Raw genomic sequence first — 20,691 nt, 5'->3', positions numbered from 1 at the left:
TGATTTTCGGGAAATTTGCTCAGCAGGGTGAGTAAATTGCGCGACGCAACAGTCCGAGGCTCAGAAGATGCCCGCGAGGCTGCGGCGACTCTTGACGGAAACGCAAGAGAAAGGTGAATCGAGCTTCACAAGTAACGGAATTCAGGCGTTTTTGGTTGATGACAGTTTAGTGATTTGGTTCCATGCAACATCTATTGTGTTTTTTGCAACCGCGTGAAGTGATTTCGCACTTGCACAAAAACAGGGGTGCATGCATATAGAGAGTGCCTTTCAGGCATCCTCTCCCAAAACTTCCACGGCCCGGTCGGCAACGACCGGGCCTTTTTTCTTGCCATCGCGGACCGGCTATTGCTGGTTTGAAATCGCGCAAGACGATACCTAGCTGCGTACATGCACATCGCCGGAACCCGCGAACGGCTTCGCGGGCCGCCGGGCGGAAAGGAACGGCATGGTGGACACGGAAACCCAGGTAGAGGATCGCAACGTGAAACTGCAGGTCGCAGCGGCCCGGCAGGAAGAAAGCGGTCAGGGCATTGCCCGCCTCTCGCGCGAATCGCTCTCGGCCATCGGCGCCATGGAAGGCGACGTTCTCGAAATCACCGGCAAGTCGGTCACGGTGGCCCGCGCCGTGCTGGCCTTCCCCGAGGATGAAGGGCTGTCCGTGATTCGGCTCGACGGCCTCCAGCGCGGCAATGCCGAAGTCGGCTCGGGCGATCACGTCATCGTGCGCAAGGGCGAATCGCGCCCCGCCCAGCGCGTGGTCTTCGCCCCCGCGCAGAAGGACATGCGCCTTCAGGGCCCCTCGGTGGCGCTCAAGCGCAACTTCTTCGGCCGGCCCATGGTCCAGGGCGATCTTGTCGCCACCGCCGGCCAGCAGCAGGTCGCGGACATTCCCCCGCAGCTACGCCGCATGTTCAATGCGCCTGCCTATGCACTGACGCAGATCCGCCTCAACGTCGTCTCGACCACGCCGCGCGGCATCGTCCACATCGACGAAAGCACCGAAGTCGAGCTGCGCGAGACCTTCGAGGAAGCCCACGACGCGCGCGGCGACGTCAACTACGACGACGTCGGCGGCATGAGCGACACGATCCGCCAGCTGCGCGAGATGGTGGAACTGCCGCTGCGCTATCCCGAACTGTTCACCCGCCTCGGCGTCGCTCCGCCCAAGGGCGTGCTGCTTCATGGCCCGCCGGGAACCGGCAAGACGCGCCTTGCCCAGGCCGTCGCCAACGAGAGCGAAGCCAACTTCTTCTCGATCAACGGCCCCGAGATCATGGGATCGGGCTATGGCGAGAGCGAGAAGCACCTGCGCGAGGTCTTCGAGGAAGCGACCAAGGCCGCACCGGCCATCGTCTTCATCGACGAGATCGATTCGATCGCCCCCAAGCGCGATCAGGTCCACGGCGAGGCGGAAAAGCGCCTTGTCGCCCAGCTCCTTACCCTGATGGACGGCCTCAACAGCCGTGCCCACGTGGTCGTCATTGCCGCCACCAACCGGCCCGATGCGATCGACGAGGCGCTGCGCCGCCCCGGCCGCTTCGACCGCGAGATCGTGATCGGCGTGCCGGACGAATCGGGCCGCCGCGAGATCCTGGCCATCCACACCCGTGGCATGCCGCTGGGCGAGAAGGTCGATCTCAAGGAACTGGCGCGCACCACCCACGGCTTCGTCGGCGCCGACCTTGCCGCGCTGACCCGCGAAGCCGCGATCGAGGCGGTACGCCGGATCATGCCCCAGCTCGATCTGGAAGCCCGCACGATCCCGGCCGAAGTGCTCGAAAGCCTCTCGGTCACGCGCGAGGATTTCATCGAGGCGCTCAAGCGCGTCCAGCCTTCGGCCATGCGCGAAGTCATGGTGCAGGTGCCGAACATCGGCTGGGCCGACATCGGCGGCCTCGACGAGGCGCAGCGCACGCTGCGCGAAGGCATCGAATTGCCGATGAAGAACCCGGAGGCCTTCCACAAGCTGGGCATCCGCGCCGCCAAGGGCTTCCTGCTCTACGGCCCCCCGGGCACCGGCAAGACGCTGCTGGCCAAGGCGGTGGCCAAGGAAGCCGAGGCGAACTTCATCTCGATCAAGTCGTCGGACCTGCTCAGCAAATGGTACGGCGAGAGCGAGCAGCAGATCGCGAAGCTGTTCGCCCGCGCCCGCCAGGTCGCCCCCTGCGTTATCTTCATCGACGAGATCGACAGCCTTGTGCCCGCGCGCGGGATGGGCGGCGGGATGGGCGAGCCGCAAGTAACCGCCCGCGTCGTCAACACCATCCTCGCTGAAATGGACGGGATGGAGGAACTGCAGTCGGTCGTGCTCGTGGGCGCCACCAACCGCCCGGCGCTGGTCGACCCGGCACTGCTGCGCCCCGGCCGCTTCGACGAGCTGGTCTATGTCGGCACGCCCGATACGGCCGGACGCGAGCACATCCTCGGTATCCACACCGCAGCCATGCCGCTGGCCGATGACGTGCAGCTCGGCACCATCGCCGACCGCACCGAGCGCTTCACCGGCGCCGATCTGGAAGACGTGGTCCGCCGCGCCGGCCTGATCGCCATCCGCAAGCGCGGCGCGGACGTGGAGTCCGTGACCATGGCCGATTTCGACGACGCCCTCGAAGACAGCCGCGCGACGGTGACCGAAGAGATGGAAGCCGAATACGCGAAGATGAAGGGCGAACTGAAAAAGCGCGCCATGGAAGTCTCGCCGATCGGCTTCATCACCCCGGGCATGGTCGAAAGCACCCGCGACAAGAAGCACGGGGACTGATCCCGGCCTGAAATGCAAAAAAGGGGCGCGGCATCTCTGCCGCGCCCCTCGTTTTTCAGCCCGTGAGGCCTGCCTCAGCCGGACAGCTTCACAAGGTCGTTCATCAACCCGCTGGTCCCGTTGAGGACCGTCAGCTTGTCGACCTTGCCGGCGATGCTCTCCAGCGCTTCCAGCTCCTTCAGGCGGAGCATGACCGGGTTTTCGGCCATGACCTTCGCCGTGTTGAGCAGCGAGCGCGTGGCGTTCGTTTCCTCACGCCGGCGGATCACGTTCGCCTCGGCTTCCTTCTGCGCGGAGACGACCTGGTTCAGGATCTCGCGCATGTCGCCCGGCAGGACCACGTCCTTGAGGGCGATTTCGGAAACCTCCAGCCCGATGGCCTCCATGTCGGAGCGGACCTTCGCGGCGGCATCGGCGTCGACCGAGATCTTCTGTTCGAGGATCTGGTCGAGCGTCAGCGCGCCGAGCGTCTTGCGGAAGGCGTACTGCAGCGCCCGGTAGAGCGCATCGGCATAGTCCTTCACGCTGGTGACGGCCTTGCGCGGATCGGCAACGCGGTACTCGGCCGCGATGTTGACCCGCAGCGTCACCCGGTCGCGCGTCAGGATTTCCTGACCCGTGACGTCGAGCGACTGGCGCTTGAGGTCGACCTGGCGCACCGCGATCTTGCGGCCCGGGTTCCAGTAGCCATAGACGCCCGCCTGCAGTTCACCCGCAAGCACGCCATCGATGGTCAGGATGCCCAGCTTGCCGTCCTCGACCTCGAACTGGCTGACGAGCTGCACCTTGCCCGCACGCTGCAGGCGCCGGAGCAGCTTCGGCTCGACCAGCGCGGTCTCGCCGATGTCGACCAGCCGGGTCTTCCACGGACCCGCATCGGTCCACAGGATCACCTTCGTATCCGGCGCGAGAACGGTGTGAAGCATGCCGTCACGTTCGATGACCGCTATCTCGTTCTCGCCGGTACGCACCACCATCAGGTGACGCGCCGCATCCTCCGGCAGCTTGTCGAGCAAGGCCTGCGCATAGGACAATACGACCATCGGCTGGACGAGCTTGCACACATCGACCTTCAGCGAACCGTCCCAATTGGGCAGGACATGCTCACCGGAGCCCAGAATGCCGCGGACCTCGCCCTTGTAGAGCCAGACCGCACGCTCGTCTTCGTTGATGAGCACGCGGCGGTGGCCCATCAGGAGATCTATCAAACGCTTCAACATCTTATTCACCGTTACAATCATGCGCTAGGACACGCCGATTTTCCTTTCGTTCTCTGGTTTCATTCACATCCCGGCGGAAAAGATCCGGGGACCGGCGGCAAGGCCACGTGCGGACGATGCGGCAAGCGGACCGGCAGCACGAGGGGCGAGCATGGACGGTGTTCGAGAACCCTGCCCTCCAGCCATTCGCACGGCGCGATCATTGCCGCCCGCCAGACACCTGGCCCTGGTTTCAGGAGACGCACGCGCCCTCCGCCCGCACCCGAAGGCACGGCCGCAAGCCGCTGCGCCGCCATCCGCAAGCCAGTCCCCGAACCCATGTTATGGACACCGTTGGAGGGTGGTGGTCTTTTCAGGACCGTGTGGAGAAGGATTCGAACCTTCGACACCTAGATTGCAAGTCTAGTGCTCTATCCGCCTGAGCTATCCATGGCATGGTGGTATAACGGGACTCGAACCCGCACCTTCGGCCTTTCGGACCGATGCTCTTCCCTTGAGCCATATACCGTGCCTGACCAGACCAGGCAGCCAACCGTACATGGCACCGGCAAGGCCGGACCATGCGGGCGGGGATCCGGAACCCCAACCGTTGTCGACTACCCAGCCAACTGGCCGGGAGGCGCGCCAATAATTGTGCAGTGCAGCAATTTCAATGTAAAATTACGACATAAAGAAATATTTATGCGCAGGTCGGAAGTCACCCGGGCTCGCTCTTCCCTTCGCCTGCCACGGCAATCGCCTCGACCATCGAGGGACCGGCGGCCAGCTCGATCGGCGCCATGGCCATGTTGCGGCGGCGGACGAGGGCATCGGGCATTTCGCGGCGGATCCAGTCGATCATCCCCTCGCGCATGGCGCAGCGCAGGTCCCACAGGTTGCTCGAGTTCGCGGCGGTCATCAGCAGGCGCACTTCGATCGCCTCGTTCGTCATGTCGGTGACCGTCACGTTCTGCGCACGCTTGTCCCAACGCGGATCGGCCGAGACCTTGCGTTCGTACTCGGCGCGGATCGGCGCCAGATCGGTCGCGTGATCGAGGTAGAGGAACACGGTGCCGGTGATCTGCGATCCGGTCTTGGTCCAGTTCTGGAACGTGTTCTCCAGGAACTTGTTGGACGGCACCACCAGCCGGCGCTCATCCCAGATCTTCACGATCACATAGGTCGTGCGGATGTCCTCGATCCGGCCCCATTCGCCATCGACGATCACGACGTCGTCGATCGCGATCGGCTCGGTCAGCGCCATCTGGAAGCCGCCGATCAGCGCCTTGAGCGCGGGCTGGGCCGCCGCGCCGACAGCCAGGGCGGCCAGACCGGCGGAGGCCATCAGGGTAATGCCGATCTGCCGCACGCCCGGGATGGCGAAGAGCATCAGCGCGACGGTCACGAAGATGACGATGAACGTGCCGATTCGATTGAAGATCGCAAGGCGCGTGCGACGGCGGCGGGCATTCCGGTCGTCGGCGAGGGTCGTCTCGGTGCAGATCTTCATCGCCTCGACAAAGCTGTGCAGCAGCGCGAGCACGATCCAGCCCAGCAGGAACGGCATGACGAAGCCGGATAGCCTGTTCCACAAGGCATCGAGCGCCGGGGTCTCGCGCGCGACATAGGCAATGCCGAGCGCGATGAAGGCATAGCGGGCCGGACGCCCCAGCTGGGCGACGAGAATGTCGTCGGTCTCGCTCTCGCTGGCCTTCGCGACGCGATGCAGCACGCGAAAAAGCACCCGATGGGCGACCAGTGCCACCACGATTCCCACCATGGCGGCGATAGCCCCCATGACAAGCTGCTCACTCCATGCGGGCAGCTGCCCGGTGACCTGTTCGATCCAGTAAACCATGGCGCTTATCGTATGGCCCCGGCGCCGAGATTCAACTCAAGAGGCCGCGATCGGCTCAATTTGACGCATGGCACGCAGCCGGAAGGTCCGAAAAACGTCCTAGGACGGATCGACATTCAGAAGATGGCGAGCCGAAAATGGTGTTTTTACGGGATCCGGAGCGCAGCGTACTTTTAGTACGTGAGCACCGGAAGCACGGAAAAGCGCCATTTGCAGGCCGTCAGGGCTGAATGTCGATCCGCCCTAGTGCGCATCACCCCAGCTCGACCCGGAGCCGATCTCCACGCCCAGCGGCACGTCGAGCGGGACCGCGGGCAGCGCCGCTTCGGCCATGACTCGCTCGATCACCGGCGAGGCGGCGGCGACATCGCCTTCGGGCAGTTCGAACACGAGTTCGTCGTGCACCTGCAGCAGCATCTTCACATGGCCGAGGCCCGCATCGGCCAGCGCGGGACCCATGCGGACCATGGCTCGCTTGATGATGTCGGCGCAGGTGCCCTGGATAGGCGCGTTGATCGCGGCGCGCTCGCTGCCCTGCCGCTCGGCACCGTTCTTCGAGTTGATGCGCGGGAACCAGGTCTTGCGGCCGAACAGCGTTTCCGAATAGCCACACTCGCGCACCTGCTCCAGCGTGGCGACGATGTACTTCTGGATGCCGGGGAACCGCTCGAAATAGCGGTCGATCATCGCCTGCGCCTCGTCCGCGTCCACGCCCAGCCGGCCGGCAAGGCCCCAGCGCGAGATGCCGTAGAGGATGGCGAAGTTGATCGTCTTGGCACGCCCGCGGGTATCCCGGTCGACCGTACCGAACATTTCCTGCGCCGTGCGCGCGTGGATGTCCTCGCCGCTGGCGAAGGCCTCCTTCAGGCTGGGCACATCGGCCATGTGCGCGGCAAGGCGCAGCTCGATCTGCGAATAGTCGGCCGAGAGCAGGACATTGCCCGGTTCGGCCACGAAGCAATCGCGGATCTGGCGGCCGATCTCGGTCCGGACCGGAATGTTCTGCAGGTTCGGATCGGTCGAGGACAGGCGGCCGGTCTGCGCACCGACGAGCGAATAGCTGGTGTGCACGCGCTCGGTCTTCGGGTTGATCGCCGCCTGCAGCGCCTCGGTATAGGTCGAGCGCAATTTGGACAGCTGACGCCATTCGAGCACCTTGGTGGCGACATCGGCCCCTTCGCCAGCCAGTCTTTCAAGCACCGACTGGTCGGTCGAATACTGACCCGACTTGCCCTTCTTGCCACCCTTGTAGCCAAGCTTGTCGAACAGGATCTCGCCCAGCTGCTTGGGGCTGCCGATGGTGAATTCCTGCCCGGCCATCCCGTGAATTTCGGTTTCGAGCGCACCGATGGCCTCGGCGAACTGACTGGAAAGATGCGCCAGCTTCTCGCGGTCGACACGGATGCCGTGGCGCTCCATCCCCGCCACCACCGGGATCAGCGGGCGATCGACCCGCTCGTAGATGCGCGTGCCGCCTTCGTCGGCAAGGCGCGGCTTGAGCAGTGTGTGCAGGCGCCAGGTGACGTCGGCATCCTCGGCGGCATAGTGGGTCGCCTTGTCGAGCGGAACCTCGCCGAAGGGGATCGCCTTCTTGCCAGTGCCGCACACGTCCTTGAAGGCCATCGGCTTGTGCCCGAGATGGCGTTCGGACAGCTCGTCCATGCCGTGCCCGCCACCGATCCCGTCGGCCTGCCGCCCGGCATCGAGGCAGAAGCTTTCGATCATCGTATCGTCGACCGGCGCGACCTCGATCCCGTAGCGAGCCAGCACGTTGAGGTCGTACTTGATGTTCTGCCCGACCTTGAGCACCGCATCGCTTTCCAGCAGCGGCTTGAGCAGGTCTATCGCCTTGTCGAGCGGCACCTGCGGCGGCTTTTCGGCAAACATATCGCTGCCGCCGTGGCCAAGCGGAATGTAGCAGGCCTCGTTGGGACCCACGGCAAGGCTCACCCCGACGAGATCCGCCTGCATCGCTTCCAGCGCCGAGGTTTCGGTGTCGACCGCAACCACGTGCGCCGCAGCAGCCTTCGCGATCCACCCTTCGAGCGCTTCCACCGTCTGGACGCATTCATAGGCGGCATAGTCCACGCCGGGCATGTCCGGCACCGGCTGGCGCGCCGCGCCTTCGTTCGGCGCCGCCCCGGCGGTGACGACCTTGGCCGGATGGAGCTGCGTCGCCCGCTCGGGGCTGCCATTGCCGCCGTCGAGGCGCTTGAGCAGGCTGGTAAAGCCATGCTTGCCCAGAAAAGCCGCGAGCGGCTCGGGCGGGATCGCGTCGAGCTTGAACGTTTCGATGTCCAGCGGCAGCGTGCAGTCTTCCTTGAGCGTGACCAGCACCTTGGACAGGCGTGCCTGCTCGGCCTGTTCGATCAGGCGTTCCTGCAGCTTGGACTTCTTCATCGTCGGCGCGGCAGCCAGCGCCGATTCGAGATCGCCATAGTCCTGGATCAGCTTGGTCGCCGTCTTGGGCCCGACACCGTAGACGCCCGGAACGTTGTCGACCGAATCGCCCATCAGCGCGAGCACGTCGCCCACCTTTTCGGGCGGCACGCCGAACTTTTCGACGACTTCGGGAATGTCGATGCGCTGGCTCTTCATCGTGTCGAGCATGTCGACCTTGCCGCCACCCTTCTCACAGGTGCCGACGAGCTGCATCAGGTCCTTGTCCGAGGAGACGATGGTCACGTCCCATCCCTGCGCCGCGGCGGCGCGGGCATAGGAGGCGATGAGATCGTCGGCCTCGAATCCGGGCTCCTCGATGCAGGGCAGCGAGAAGGCACGGGTGGCATCGCGCACCAGCGGGAACTGCGGCCTGAGATCCTCTGGCGGCGGCGGACGGTTGGCCTTGTAGTCCTCGTAGATATCATTGCGGAACGACTTGCTGCCCGCATCCAGGATGACCGCGAGGTGCGTCGGCCCGTCCGCCTTGTGCAGATCCTCGGCAAGCTTCCACAGCATCGTGGTATAGCCATAGACCGCGCCGACCGGCGTTCCTTCCGGATCGGTCAGCGGCGGCAGGCGGTGATAGGCGCGGAAGATGTAGGCCGAGCCGTCGACGAGGTAGAGATGCTGCTTTGACTCCATGCGCCTGCCCTAGCAGCGCCGGACCGGGCCGTCAGCATGCGAGTGCATTGTCAGCGGGAACCAGATCGCGCGAACCGCGTTTGTGGCCCCGTATGTTTGAAACGGCCCACATGCACTAAACGGCCGGTATGCTTGAAACGACCGGTCCATGCGCCTACTCCACGGGGCATAGCAGGTCTGGAGAACTGGACATGCAGCGCGGCGTCCCGCCGCCGAATCGAACCTTGAACCAAGGGAAGACTTAAAAATGCGCAAGATCCTTATTGCTGCTACTGCCGCCATCGGCGCCATCGCGCTGGCCGCATGCTCGCAGAAGACACAGGACACGACCGAAGCCGCCGCCTCCTCGGCAGCTGACGACGTGCAGACAATGGCCACCGATGCTGCCACTGCCGTCGACACGGCAGGCGATGCCATGAGCGACGCGGCGGGCGATGCCATGAATGCCGCCAAGGATGCCGGCGCACAGGCCGCCGACACCGTGAGCGACACGGCCGCCAGCGCGGCGCAGGCCGCCAAGGACGCCGAAGCGGCGCTGGACGACCACAGCAACAACTGATGCGCGAAAGGCGGGTCCCCGGGACCCGCCCGCCATCACGAAAGAGGGCCCGCGGGATAACTCCTGCGGGCCCTTTTTGTGACCGGTTCAGCTTGCGGAACTGACCTCAGCGCGAAGCGGTATGGTGGTAGCCGGGGCCTTCCGCGAGGTAGCCGTTGTAGATGGTGCGGGCGATGCTGGCGATGCGTGCCTCGCGGCCGGGGCGGCTGCCCTGCCCGGTGACATAGATGGCAACCGCGAAAACGCGGCCATCGGGGGTCTCGATGATACCAATGTCGCTCGAGGTGTTGTGCAACGATCCCGTCTTGTGCAGCACCTGCACCGTTTCGGGCAGGCCCGCGACGATGCGGCGCTTGCCGGTGACGCAGCGGCCCATGGTATCGAGCAGGATCTTGCGGCTCGACGGGCTCAGCCACTTGCCCTGGTAGATGCCGGTCAGCAGGCGAACCATTGCCAGCGGCGTGGCGCTGTCGCGCTTGTCGATGACCGCTGCCGGATCGATCGCCCCGTCGTCGCGCACCAGCGTGGCGATGTCGCGATCGATGTGCCAGTCCTCGATGCCGGCGCGCCGCACCCATTCGTTGACCGCGGCGGGACCGCCGACGACCTTGAGCAGGGCATCGGTGGCATAGTTGTTCGAACGCGTGAGCATCAGCTCCATCAGGCGTCCGGCCGTCATGTAGGTGCCGGGACGAACCGGCGCGACCGCAGACGAGAAGGGCGCCGAGCGGACCGGGATCATCAGCGGGAATTCGCTGGTCAGGCTCCACTTGCCCTGATCCACGCCCTCCAGGAAAGTCGCGGCGATGGCGACCTTGCTGGTGCTGGCCATGGGGAAGCGCTGATCGCCCAGGACGTCGACGGCATGCCCTGTCGCGAGATCGACGGCGGCAACGCCGATACGGCCATCCGAGGCTTCGGCGACGGCGGCAAGCTGCTGCCCGAGAACGGTGGAATACGTGCGCGGCCCGCGCATCTGGGTGCCGAACAGCGCATCGAACGTGTTCTGGACTTCGACGACCTGCTGCGTGGGCTGGGCATTCGGCGTGACCTGATCCGCCTGCGCGGGAGCCGACGCCAGCGAAGCCGCAGCCGTCATGGCCATCAATCCGATGAAGCGCCTCGTGCCAGCACGGCACCGCGCGAAAAGGTCGCCTGCCCCGGTCATGCAGTTCCTACCCTAGATTCGTCTGTCTTCCCGCGAGGTTAACGCAACAGTGACAAAACGCCAGTCCAGCGCGATGAATTGCATGCGATGAGCGGTAATTGCCGCAAAAGGCACTTTTTTGTCGTACCGAAGACCGATTCAAACACGCTTGCACGCCATCGGGCCGCGCCAGACAGCAAAAAGGGCCGGGAGATCGCGCTCCCGGCCCTTCCTGTTTCGTCGGATGGACGATGGTCGGCTTAGAAGCCGCCCATGCCGCCCATGCCACCCATGCCGCCCATGTCGGGCATTGCCGGCATGCCAGCCTTGTCGTCGGGCGCGTCGCTGATCGCCGCTTCGGTGGTGATCAGCAGACCGGCGACCGAAGCCGCATCCTGCAGCGCGGTGCGCACGACCTTGGTCGGGTCGATGACGCCGGCAGCCACGAGATTCTCGTAGGTGTCGGTGGCGGCGTTGAAGCCCTGGGTCTCGTCGTTTTCACGCAGCAGGTTGCCCGAAACGACCGCGCCGTCGTGGCCGGCGTTCGTGGCAATCTGCTTCACCGGCGCGGTGATCGCACGGCGGATGATGTCGATGCCCTTGGTCTGATCGTCGTTCGCGCCCTTCAGGCCTTCGAGAGCCTTGGTGGCGTAGAGCAGCGCAGTACCGCCGCCGGGGACGATGCCTTCCTCAACCGCGGCGCGGGTCGCGTGGAGAGCGTCGTCGACGCGGTCCTTGCGCTCCTTCACCTCGACTTCCGAAGCACCGCCGACCTTGATCACGGCAACGCCGCCGGCAAGCTTGGCAAGGCGCTCCTGCAGCTTCTCGCGGTCGTAGTCGCTGGTGGTGACTTCGATCTGGGCGCGAATCTGCTCGACGCGGGCCTTGATCTCGTCAGCCGAACCGGCGCCGTCGACGATGGTGGTGTTGTCCTTGTCGATCGTGACCTTCTTGGCCTGACCGAGCATGCCGAGGGTGACGTTCTCGAGCTTGATGCCGAGGTCTTCCGAAACCATTTCACCGGCGGTGAGGGTCGCGATGTCGCCCAGCATGGCCTTGCGGCGGTCGCCGAAGCCCGGAGCCTTGACGGCAGCAACCTTGAGGCCGCCGCGCAGCTTGTTGACGACGAGCGTGGCCAAGGCCTCACCCTCGATGTCCTCGGCGATGATGAGGAGCGGACGGCCCGACTGCACCACGGCCTCGAGGATCGGCAGCATCGACTGCAGGTTCGAGAGCTTCTTCTCGTGGATCAGGATGTAGGGGCTGTCGAGTTCGACCGTCATCTTGTCGGGGTTGGTGACGAAGTACGGCGAGAGGTAGCCGCGGTCGAACTGCATGCCTTCGACGACATCGAGTTCGAATTCGAGGCCCTTGGCCTCTTCCACGGTGATGACGCCTTCCTTGCCGACCTTTTCCATGGCTTCGGCGATCTTCTCGCCGACTTCCTTGTCGCCATTGGCGGAGATGATGCCGACCTGAGCGATTTCAGAATTGCCCGAAACGTCCTTCGAGCGGCCCTGGATGTTCTCGACGACCTTGGCGACGGCGAGATCGATGCCGCGCTTCAGATCCATCGGGTTCATGCCGGCGGCAACAGCGGTCATGCCTTCGCGCACGATAGCCTGAGCCAGAACGGTGGCGGTGGTGGTGCCGTCACCGGCTGCGTCGTTGGCCTTCGAGGCCACTTCGCGCAGCATCTGGGCGCCCATGTTCTCGAACTTGTCCTTGAGTTCGATTTCCTTGGCGACGGTGACGCCGTCCTTGGTGATGCGGGGGGCGCCGAAGCTCTTGTCGATCACGACATTGCGGCCCTTGGGGCCCAGCGTGACCTTCACGGCGTTGGCGAGGGTGTCGACACCGGCGAGAATGCGCTCACGGGCGTCGCGCGAGAACTTTACGTCCTTGGCTGCCATTGTAGAATTCCTTTTCTCATCGTCATCCCAGCGAAGGCTGGGATCGTGGGCAGCTTGCGCTGCCCTATCGAGGTTCAGTCAAACGCCTGAGATCCCGGCCTGCGCCGGGATGTCCGCGATCGCCTCAGGCGATCACTCCCAGGATGTCGCTTTCCTTCATGATCAGCAGGTCTTCACCGTCGACCTTGACTTCGGTGCCGGACCACTTGCCGAACAGCACGCGGTCGCCGACCTTGACGTCGAGCGGCGCAACCTTGCCATCGACCACAGCGCCGTTGCCGGCAGCCACGATCTCGCCCTCAGCGGGCTTTTCCTTGGCGCTATCGGGAATGATGATGCCGCCGGCCGTCTTTTCTTCAGCCTCGACGCGACGCACGAGAACACGATCGTGCAGCGGACGGAATGCCATGGGATTCTCCCTTATCCTACGAACAGAAAACTGGGATTGGCACTCCAATGGTCAGAGTGCCAACCGGCGCGGATATGGTCTTGGCACCAAATGCCGTCAAGCGGTCCCGGCACAAAAAATTTCAGAGGCCGCCCGGCTTGCCGACGAACCGTTCCCGGGATGCGGCAGTCAGGCGGCAGGCTGCGGGACCAGCCCGAAGCGATCGCGCCAATGCCAGCGCGCCACCAGCAGCGCCGCCGCGACGGTCAGTCCCACCGCGAGTCCGATCCACACGCCGACACCGCCGAGCGGCGTGAACAGCCCCAGCACCAGCGAAGTGCCGAAGCCCGCAAGCCAGTAGCCGATCAGCGCGAAGAACATCGGCACCCGCGCGTCCTGCACCCCGCGCAGCACGCCGGCCGCGACGGCCTGCAGCCCGTCGACCAGCTGGAAGATCGCAGCGATGAACAGATAGCTCAGGGCATAGCCGATCATGACCGCATTGCCCGGTGCGGAAACGTCCATATAGGCGGACAGGATCAGCCCGGGCATGGCGAGCATGGCCAGCGCGGACAGCACCATGAAGGCCATGCCGATGGCGATCGCGGCCCACCCGGCGTGGCCGACCCCCTCGCGATTGCCCGAACCGAAATGATAGCCGACGCGAATCGTCGCCGCCTGCCCGACGCCGAAGGGAACCTGAAAGGCGAAGGCGGCAATCTGCAACGCCACCGTATGCGCGGCCAGTTGCGCTTCACCGACATGCCCCATCACGAAGGCCGCGCCGCTGAACAGGCCGCCCTCGGCCACCAGCGTCGCCGAAATCGGCAGGCCGAGCGCCAGCATCTGGCGCATTCTCTGCCATTCGGGCCGCCACCAGCGTCCGAACACATGGAAACGCCGCAGGTTGCGATCACCGGCAATGGCCACGGCATAGGCGATGACCGTCGAGGACGCGGTGATGATGCTGGCCAGCGCCGCGCCGGTCAGGCCCAGCGCGGGTGCCCCGAAATGGCCGAAGACGAGCGCATAGTCGCCCACCACGTTGATCAGGATCGACGCGGCGGTGATCACCGTCGCGAAGATCGGTCGGCCCAGTGCCGAAACGAAGGTTCGCAGCACATTGGCCACGGCCATCGGCACCATCGAAACCGAAAGGATCGCCAGGAAATCCCCGCCGCGCGTCGCCAGCTCGGGCTCCTGCCCGGTCGCCAGCATGAAGGCCACGGAGAACTGGCAAAGCCCGATACACGCAAGGCCGCCCCCCACGGCCATCCACAGCGCCATGCGCACCGAGCGGCGCACTTCGCGCACGGCGTTGCTCCTGCGGCCGATCTCCGCCGCGATCAGCGGGGCGACCGCGCCGGTCACGCCGTTGAGCCCCATCATCAGCACCGCGATGATGGCCACGGCAAGGCTGGATGCCGCCAATGCCTCCTGCCCCAGCCGCGCGACGAACATCACGTCGGTGGCGTAGACCGTCATCTGCAACAGGTTGGCAAGCGCCAGCGGCCCGGCCAGCCGCAAGGTGGCGCGGAGTTCGGTCTGGAAAGGTCGGGAAGCGGGCGCGGGCAACATGGCGCGCGAGCCCTAGGAGGAACCGCCCTGCGGCGAAAGCCTTTTCACGCCCCGCGCCCCGCCATTTCGGGGCCTTCCGGCAAAATTGCGGCCAAACTGCCGCTTTCCTTTGGCGCGCGCCTATAATACGCAGCCGCATCGAGGAGAAAGATCGATGAGTTACAGGAATCTGGTCGTTATCGCACCGTTCGCCCTGCTGGCTGCCTGCGGCGGCTCCGGACCGGACGAGACGAGCACTGCCGAGGCCACTCCCGCGACCGAAGCGATGGCCAGCAGCACGCCGGAAGCGGCCATGCCTTCGGCCGAAGCGACCGCATCGGAAACGCCTGCCGCCGAAAAGCCCGCGCCCGAAGCAACCACCGCCACCCCCAGCCCGGCACCCACCACGGAAGCCAGCGCGATTCCGGCAGCAGCTGTCGCCGCGGCGCAACCGCAGGTCGCGGCAAAGCCGCCAGCCGCCTTCGCGGTGTGCCGCGCCTGCCACTCGGTCGAGCCGGCGAAGAACGGCGTCGGCCCGACGCTGTTCGCCATCGCCGGCAGCAAGGCGGGCGAAGTGCCGAACTACGCGTTCAGCCCCGCGCTCAAGAAGTCCGGCATCACCTGGGACCGGGCCAGCTTGGACACCTGGTTGCAGGGCCCGATGAAGATGGTTCCCGGCACCAAGATGGTGATCTCCGTGCCCGACGCCGCCAAGCGCAAGGCGATTATCGACTATCTCGAAACGCTGAAGTGACGGAGGCGCAAACCGAGGCGCTGGCGGAAATCCACCAGCGCCTCGCGGCCTGCACCCAGGCGGGCGACGCCCGCAAGGCCGAAGCCTATGCCGCATGCTTCGCGCGCGAGGGCATTCTCGAACTGGTGAACGAGACGATCGCCGGGCGCACGGCGATCCTGGCGTGGATGAAGGCCCCCTCGGTCATTCCGCCGTCCGCCGACGGCGCCGCCGGATTCATCAGTCATCACCTGACGACCTGCCATGTCGACTTCACCGGCCCCGACAGCGCGACCGTGCGCACCTACTGGCTGGTGACGAGCGCGACCGGGCTCGACCACAACGGCTACTACATCGACAAGCTTGTGCGCGAAGAGGGCGAATGGCTGATCGCCCATCGCCGTCCCCGCACCTTGTGGATCAACGCGCAGAGCGTGCTGCACGCCGGAAACTGAAAAGGGGCGGCGCCGAGACTGCGGGGGCGGCACCGCCCCTTCAACCCTCATCCCCAGGAGACAGGACGAAGGAAACGGGATCAGACTTTCTGGCCCGGTGCTGCAGGCTGTCCGGCGGGTTTGACGGCCTTGGCAGGCACCACCGCCGTATCGGGCGCGGCCGCATCGCAGCCATCGGAAGCAGCCTTGGTCAGCCTGGGCGCGGCGCCCGAGCCATCCGAACTGTAGGAAATGGTCCGCGTGCAGCCGCTGGCGTCCGTCGTCGACGAATAATAGGTCACGTGCATGCCCCTGGGCATGTCGCCGGCGAGCGTGAAGCCCGGCGCCGCAGGGGCGGCACCATGCACGACGGCTTCCTGCTGCATCCGGGCGGCCTGCTGTCGCACCAACGCGGCGCGCTGCATCATCGCCTGCATATGCGCATCCATGATCGCCGAAACGCGCGCCATTTCGACGAACGGATCAGCCATCGCCGGCATGACCGCGGGGACCGCCACGACATCAACGGGCACCGCATCGACCGGCAAGATCCGCACCCGGGGCGCGACCTTTCCTGTGTACTGCACCTGCACGACCGCCCCGTCGGGGGCATCGACTTCCATCGTGTGCAACTTCGCCGTCGCGGCCTGGGCCACGCCGGCACCGAGCAGCGCCAGCGCGGCGCCGGCGATCAGATATTTGCGGGGGGGCATTCGCATTCGGGATTCCTCCTTGTGACTCGTCCCATTGCGATGCCGGATATTGCTCCGCCGAAGCTGAACGCCCGATTACAGAGGCCGCACGGGCCTAGCCCGTACCGGCCAGGCGCCGCGCGTCGCGAGCCTGCCCGACCTTGACCGACGCCGCGGCCCTGCCGTCGAGCAGATCGCGCACCACTGCGTAGCTGTGGTCGTCATCGACGTCGATCGCCTGGCCACCGTCGGGCAGCACGACCGCCGAAAGCCGCAGTCCGAGGCGACGCGAGGCGAACTCGGCCGCTGCGGCAAGCGTCAGCATCCGGCAACGCATCAAAAGCAGGCCGAGCAGGCCGGCGGCCCTCCGGATCCGCGTGCCGCTGCGATCGAACCCGCCGTTGCCCCGGAACACTTCCACCGCGCGCACCGCTGAAGGTCCGGCAATCCCGTAAACGTCGCAGGCCGCGAAATCTCCGTCGCGCAAGGACAGGAAGCGGCGCGGCGCGGCGCGGTGCATCGCCTCGACGCAATCCCGCGGCGAGAGCGCAATCACGGCATCGGCCTGCCCGAGCGCGCCGGCCACGGCATCGATCGCATCGGCACTCAGCAAGGCATGGTCGGCCGTTGTCACGATCAAGGGGCCTTCCCAGCCGCGCGCGGCATCGCGGACGCTATCCGCCAGGTGCTCGCGCGCTTCCACCAGCGCAACGGTGCCGCGTCCGGGGAGGCGGGTCAGCACGTCCCACAAGGGCGCGAAGGCTTCCTTCTCGATGCAGATGGCAAGGCTCGCCACATTCGGATGCATGAGCCCGGTGTGCAGCACGTGCGCGATCATCGGCTGACCGGCGAGCGGGATCAGGCTGCGATGGCTCTTCCCGAAACGTTCCGCGAGCGGATCGGCGGCACCGCCCTGCTGACCGGCCAGCACGATCAGGCGCAATGCAGAGGATGTCTCCGGCAATGCCGACAGGTGCGTCTCCATGGCGGATCGTTCGCGCAGTCATGTTACAAGGTCGTGAAACACCACCCACATTTGCGAGGGTTCCACGCGCAATCCGCGCCAGCCTATGGATAACGCGCGCATTTGCCTTGCGCCGCCCCGCCCCGCTTTGGCACTAGCGGGGCCGTGAGCGCATCCATCGTCATCGGCGACACCCCGCGCGGGGAACCGATAGAGATCGACATCAAGGAACTTCTCGCGACCCGCCTGCTGGTGCAGGGCAATTCCGGGTCCGGCAAGTCGCACCTGCTGCGCCGCCTGCTCGAAGAGAGCGCGGGCATCGTCCAGCAGGTTGTGATCGATCCGGAAGGCGACTTCGTTTCGCTGGCCGAGGAATTCGGCCATGTCGTGATCGACGGCGCCGCCTATGGCGAGGCCGAGATCGTCCGGCTCGGCGCGCGCATTCGCCAGCACCGCGCTTCGGTCGTGCTCGCGCTCGACGAGCTGGAGATCGACCAGCAGATGAAGTGCGCCGCGCAGTTCCTCAACGCCCTGTTCGATGCCCCGCGCGAGCAGTGGTATCCGGCGCTGGTGGTGGTCGACGAGGCGCAGATGTTCGCGCCCGCCGCCGCCGGCGAGGTTTCCGAGGAAGCCCGGCGCATCTCGCTCGGCGCCATGACCAACCTCATGTGCCGCGGCCGCAAGCGCGGTCTTGCCGGCGTGATCGCCACGCAGCGCCTTGCCAAGCTGGCCAAGAACGTCGCGGCAGAGGCCAGCAACTTCCTGATGGGCCGCACCTTCCTCGACATCGACATGGTGCGCGCGGCGGACCTGCTGGGCATGGAGCGCCGGCAGGCCGAGCAGATCCGCGATCTGGCGCGCGGCCAGTTCCTCGGCCTCGGCCCCGCCATCGCGCGCCGCCCGGTCGCGGTGAACATCGGCGCGGTGCGCACCGGCGCCAAGTCGGTGACGCCCGGCCTCGTCCCGCTGCCGACGGCGAGCACCGAGGACATGCGCGAGCTGCTGCACGACAATCTCCACGTCGAGCCCGAGCGCCCCGAATTCCCGCGCCCGGCCCCGCGCATCGAGGATGCCGAATCGGTCGCGCGCCGCATCGCCGCCAACGAGATGCTCGAGCCGACCGGCGGCCCCGCGCGCGAACGCGAGGCCGAACGCCAGCGCGCCGAGCCGGAGCCCGAGGAAAACCGCGCGGCGATGGTCGAGATCATGAACGAGATGGCGAAGGAGGACGACTGCACCTTCCAGTCCTCGACCACGCTGTTCCAGGATTTCACCATCCGCTGCCGGATGAAGGGCATCTCGGTGCGCGGGCTCGACGCGACGATGTTCCGCCGGGGCTTTGCCGCCGCCATCGCCGGGATCGAGGACCCCGACGACGAGCGCTGGTTCGACCTGCAGAACCTCGCCAAGCACGTGCCCGACGATGCCCTCGCGCCGTTCTACCTGATCGCGCGCGCGGCCATGGACGGCAAGCCCTGCCCCGACGACATGGAACTGGCGCGCATCTACGGCACCAGCAGCCCGCGCCGCGTGCAGCGCCTGCTCGACTACCTCGAAAAGGACGGGCTGATCGTGGTGCGCACCGACTTTTCGGGCAAGCGCTCGGTCGGCGTGCCCGACATGGGCGTGACAACCGCCCCCATGGAAGCGTAACAACGCGGCCACCATGGCCGAAATCGTCAACCTCAGGATGGCCCGCAAGGCCAAGGCCCGCGCCGCCGACAAGGCGCAGGCCGACGCCAACCGCGCCCAGCACGGCCGCACCAAAACCGAACGCAAGGCCACCGAGGCCGAAGCCGCCCGCCTGACCCGCACCGTCGAAGGCGCCCGCCGCGAGACCGACGACTGATGCGCACCACCTATCTGGAAGCCACGGTGCGCCTCTATCACCTCGATTCAGGCCCCGAGGGCGGCGCGGCCAACACTCTGTTCTACGGCCCCCTGTCCGAAGCCATGCGCATCGCCGCCCAGCAGAGCGAAGAGGTACAGGACGGCCTCTTCATCGCCACCGATAACGATGTGGTGGCCTATCTCGACCTGCTTGAAGGGTAGGCAGCTTGGGGAAGTTCCGCGCTGAATGACTGTCCGCTTTTGGCAGGCCCGAAAGGCTGCCTAGTGGCCGGAGGATAGGGGTGGACAGACATTCTCCGCGTAGGCCGGTATGACGATGATGGGCCGGTAGGTGACTGTCGGCTGACCGGTTGGGCGACCGCAATAGCTGCCTGTCGCCTTTCGCTACGGGGAGCGCTTGAGGGTGGATTTTTCTGCCGTTGGGTAAACGCCGGAACAGGTCACTCGCAAGTTTGACGCTGCCGGTCGGCGACGTGCCCGTTTCGACCCTTGAAGCTCCGCCGGCAATTACCCAAGAGTGCACGCATCAAACTGCCTCATTTTGTCCTATAGACTCAACCCGACTGACCAATCATCTTCAGGATATCCATGCGCCCTCTTGGACAACCAGAATCAGCTCCAGCTTGGTATCGAGACCGAGGTCAATCCTACATCGAGAAGCAGTTTTCAGCTGAGCTCGGCGATTTGGCTGACCTGATTGAAAGTGAACACTGGTTTGGAGATACTGCAAAGCACGCGCGATACCGGGTCGATTTCATCCTGAAAGATGCCCGGTTGATAATCGAGCTTGATGGTCACGAATATCATTCAACCAAAGAGCAACTCGAGAAAGACGCGATCCGACAGAGATATCTCACGCGGGCTGGCTATTCGGTCATCCGGTTCACCGGACGGGAGATCAATCGAGACCCCGCTGCTTGCGTGCGCGAGGTGCGAGAGATGTACAAGGAGCGGATTCAACGTGCGCCGGTGAAGTATCGCGTTCTGTACATCGACTACCAATTTCTGATCCGCCAGATGTCAGAAGCGATGCGCTTCTATAAGGATCTTCATCCCGACAAGTCGCTGCGCCTCCCCAGTTTAGATTTATTCATCACTCATGCCGTTGGCTGGCTGCACGAAAAATCCTTCATTACCGCGTTTGTGTTCGTCCCGCCGGAGGACGAATACTACATTAAGGAATTGGACGGGCAGACGACAGAGTACGACAAGGGTGAGGTTCGGATCAATGTCTTGGCACATGACCTCTATTCCGTTGAACTTGGCGTCCACATGGAGAACTACGCACACCTGTTTGACGAGTTTTATCTAGTAGCAGATGATCCCATCTACGTTCTTCCGCTCCGATCGGTGCTGTCTGTGAAGTCCAGCGATCGTGTTCTCGACGGTCAGAACTATGAGCTTCTGGAAGGGGGCAAGCTTCTGCGAAAGGGAAACGACGAGACCTCCTTTGTTGGGACGGATCTCGCTAGGGTCAGATGGCAAAATGTCTGGTACCCGATTGGCGCAGCAATGGGGCTTGCCTCCTTTGAGCTGTGACTCGTCGTA

Annotated in this window: 17 protein-coding genes and 1 tRNA gene; 8 read left to right on the top strand and 10 right to left on the bottom strand. The window is 65.1% G+C overall.

The annotated features are described in order from the left end of the window. The first annotated feature begins 448 nt into the window (after positions 1-448). Complete coding sequence (locus NZK81_RS06045; RefSeq protein ID WP_260044888.1) at positions 449-2,764, top strand: CDC48 family AAA ATPase; 2,316 nt, start codon at positions 449-451, stop codon at positions 2,762-2,764. A gap of 74 nt (positions 2,765-2,838) precedes the next feature. Here the strand turns inward: NZK81_RS06045 and NZK81_RS06040 are convergent, their stop codons facing one another. From NZK81_RS06040 to polA, 4 genes are all read right to left on the bottom strand, one after another. Next, complete coding sequence (locus NZK81_RS06040; protein WP_260044886.1) at positions 2,839-3,984, bottom strand: slipin family protein; 1,146 nt, start codon at positions 3,982-3,984, stop codon at positions 2,839-2,841. Between the two features lie 437 nt (positions 3,985-4,421). Continuing rightward, positions 4,422-4,492, bottom strand: a tRNA-Phe gene (locus tag NZK81_RS06035). Positions 4,493-4,681: 189 nt separating this feature from the next. Then, on the bottom strand, positions 4,682-5,821 hold the full coding sequence (locus tag NZK81_RS06030) for a mechanosensitive ion channel family protein (RefSeq protein ID WP_260044884.1): 1,140 nt from the start codon (positions 5,819-5,821) through the stop codon (positions 4,682-4,684). 243 nt (positions 5,822-6,064) lie between these two features. Beyond that, positions 6,065-8,905, bottom strand: coding sequence for a DNA polymerase I (gene polA / locus NZK81_RS06025; RefSeq protein ID WP_260044882.1), 2,841 nt, complete (start codon positions 8,903-8,905; stop codon positions 6,065-6,067). 247 nt (positions 8,906-9,152) lie between these two features. Here polA and NZK81_RS06020 point away from each other — a divergent pair, with 247 nt between their 5' ends. Then, complete coding sequence (locus NZK81_RS06020) at positions 9,153-9,464, top strand: hypothetical protein (RefSeq protein ID WP_260044880.1); 312 nt, start codon at positions 9,153-9,155, stop codon at positions 9,462-9,464. Between the two features lie 106 nt (positions 9,465-9,570). On the opposite strand, the gene bla is transcribed toward NZK81_RS06020, so the two are convergent. The 4 genes from bla to NZK81_RS06000 form a co-directional block, all read right to left on the bottom strand. Beyond that, positions 9,571-10,563 (bottom strand): class A beta-lactamase, encoded by a 993-nt coding sequence (bla, locus tag NZK81_RS06015; RefSeq protein ID WP_260044878.1) that lies wholly within the window; start codon positions 10,561-10,563, stop codon positions 9,571-9,573. Between the two features lie 308 nt (positions 10,564-10,871). Then, entirely contained in the window at positions 10,872-12,524 is a 1,653-nt protein-coding gene (groL, locus tag NZK81_RS06010; RefSeq protein WP_260044876.1) for a chaperonin GroEL, read from the bottom strand. Between the two features lie 124 nt (positions 12,525-12,648). Then, entirely contained in the window at positions 12,649-12,933 is a 285-nt protein-coding gene (locus tag NZK81_RS06005) for a co-chaperone GroES (protein WP_260044874.1), read from the bottom strand. Between the two features lie 168 nt (positions 12,934-13,101). Then, complete coding sequence (locus NZK81_RS06000; RefSeq protein ID WP_260044872.1) at positions 13,102-14,490, bottom strand: MATE family efflux transporter; 1,389 nt, start codon at positions 14,488-14,490, stop codon at positions 13,102-13,104. 154 nt (positions 14,491-14,644) lie between these two features. Here NZK81_RS06000 and NZK81_RS05995 point away from each other — a divergent pair, with 154 nt between their 5' ends. Next, positions 14,645-15,223 carry a c-type cytochrome gene (locus tag NZK81_RS05995; protein ID WP_260044870.1) on the top strand — a complete coding sequence of 193 codons (579 nt, stop codon included), beginning with the start codon at positions 14,645-14,647 and terminating at the stop codon, positions 15,221-15,223. Continuing rightward, the gene (locus NZK81_RS05990) at positions 15,220-15,657 is read left to right on the top strand and encodes a nuclear transport factor 2 family protein (protein WP_260044868.1); all 438 of its coding nucleotides are present in this window, start codon (positions 15,220-15,222) and stop codon (positions 15,655-15,657) included. Before NZK81_RS05995 ends, NZK81_RS05990 begins: the two co-directional genes overlap by 4 nt. Before the next feature lie 80 nt (positions 15,658-15,737). On the opposite strand, the gene NZK81_RS05985 is transcribed toward NZK81_RS05990, so the two are convergent. Further along, complete coding sequence (locus NZK81_RS05985) at positions 15,738-16,355, bottom strand: hypothetical protein (RefSeq protein WP_260044866.1); 618 nt, start codon at positions 16,353-16,355, stop codon at positions 15,738-15,740. An 88-nt stretch (positions 16,356-16,443) separates the two neighbouring features. Then, on the bottom strand, positions 16,444-17,313 hold the full coding sequence (locus tag NZK81_RS05980; RefSeq protein WP_260044864.1) for an NTP transferase domain-containing protein: 870 nt from the start codon (positions 17,311-17,313) through the stop codon (positions 16,444-16,446). A 144-nt stretch (positions 17,314-17,457) separates the two neighbouring features. Here NZK81_RS05980 and NZK81_RS05975 point away from each other — a divergent pair, with 144 nt between their 5' ends. From NZK81_RS05975 to NZK81_RS05960, 4 genes are all read left to right on the top strand, one after another. Next, entirely contained in the window at positions 17,458-18,945 is a 1,488-nt protein-coding gene (locus tag NZK81_RS05975) for a helicase HerA domain-containing protein (protein ID WP_260044862.1), read from the top strand. 13 nt (positions 18,946-18,958) lie between these two features. Continuing rightward, on the top strand, positions 18,959-19,141 hold the full coding sequence (locus NZK81_RS05970; RefSeq protein WP_260044860.1) for a DUF4169 family protein: 183 nt from the start codon (positions 18,959-18,961) through the stop codon (positions 19,139-19,141). Continuing rightward, positions 19,141-19,344 carry a hypothetical protein gene (locus NZK81_RS05965; RefSeq protein ID WP_260044858.1) on the top strand — a complete coding sequence of 68 codons (204 nt, stop codon included), beginning with the start codon at positions 19,141-19,143 and terminating at the stop codon, positions 19,342-19,344. The genes NZK81_RS05970 and NZK81_RS05965 overlap by 1 nt, the downstream gene beginning before the upstream one ends. A gap of 387 nt (positions 19,345-19,731) precedes the next feature. Next, positions 19,732-20,682 carry an endonuclease domain-containing protein gene (locus tag NZK81_RS05960; RefSeq protein ID WP_260044856.1) on the top strand — a complete coding sequence of 317 codons (951 nt, stop codon included), beginning with the start codon at positions 19,732-19,734 and terminating at the stop codon, positions 20,680-20,682. Positions 20,683-20,691 lie beyond the last annotated feature (9 nt).

Origin of the sequence: Novosphingobium mangrovisedimenti (genome assembly GCF_025153475.1) — a bacterium.
GTDB classification, from domain to species: Bacteria; Pseudomonadota; Alphaproteobacteria; order Sphingomonadales; family Sphingomonadaceae; genus Novosphingobium; species Novosphingobium mangrovi_A.
Note: the sequence above shows the minus strand (reverse complement) of the source record. Positions and strands in the feature narration are given on the sequence as shown.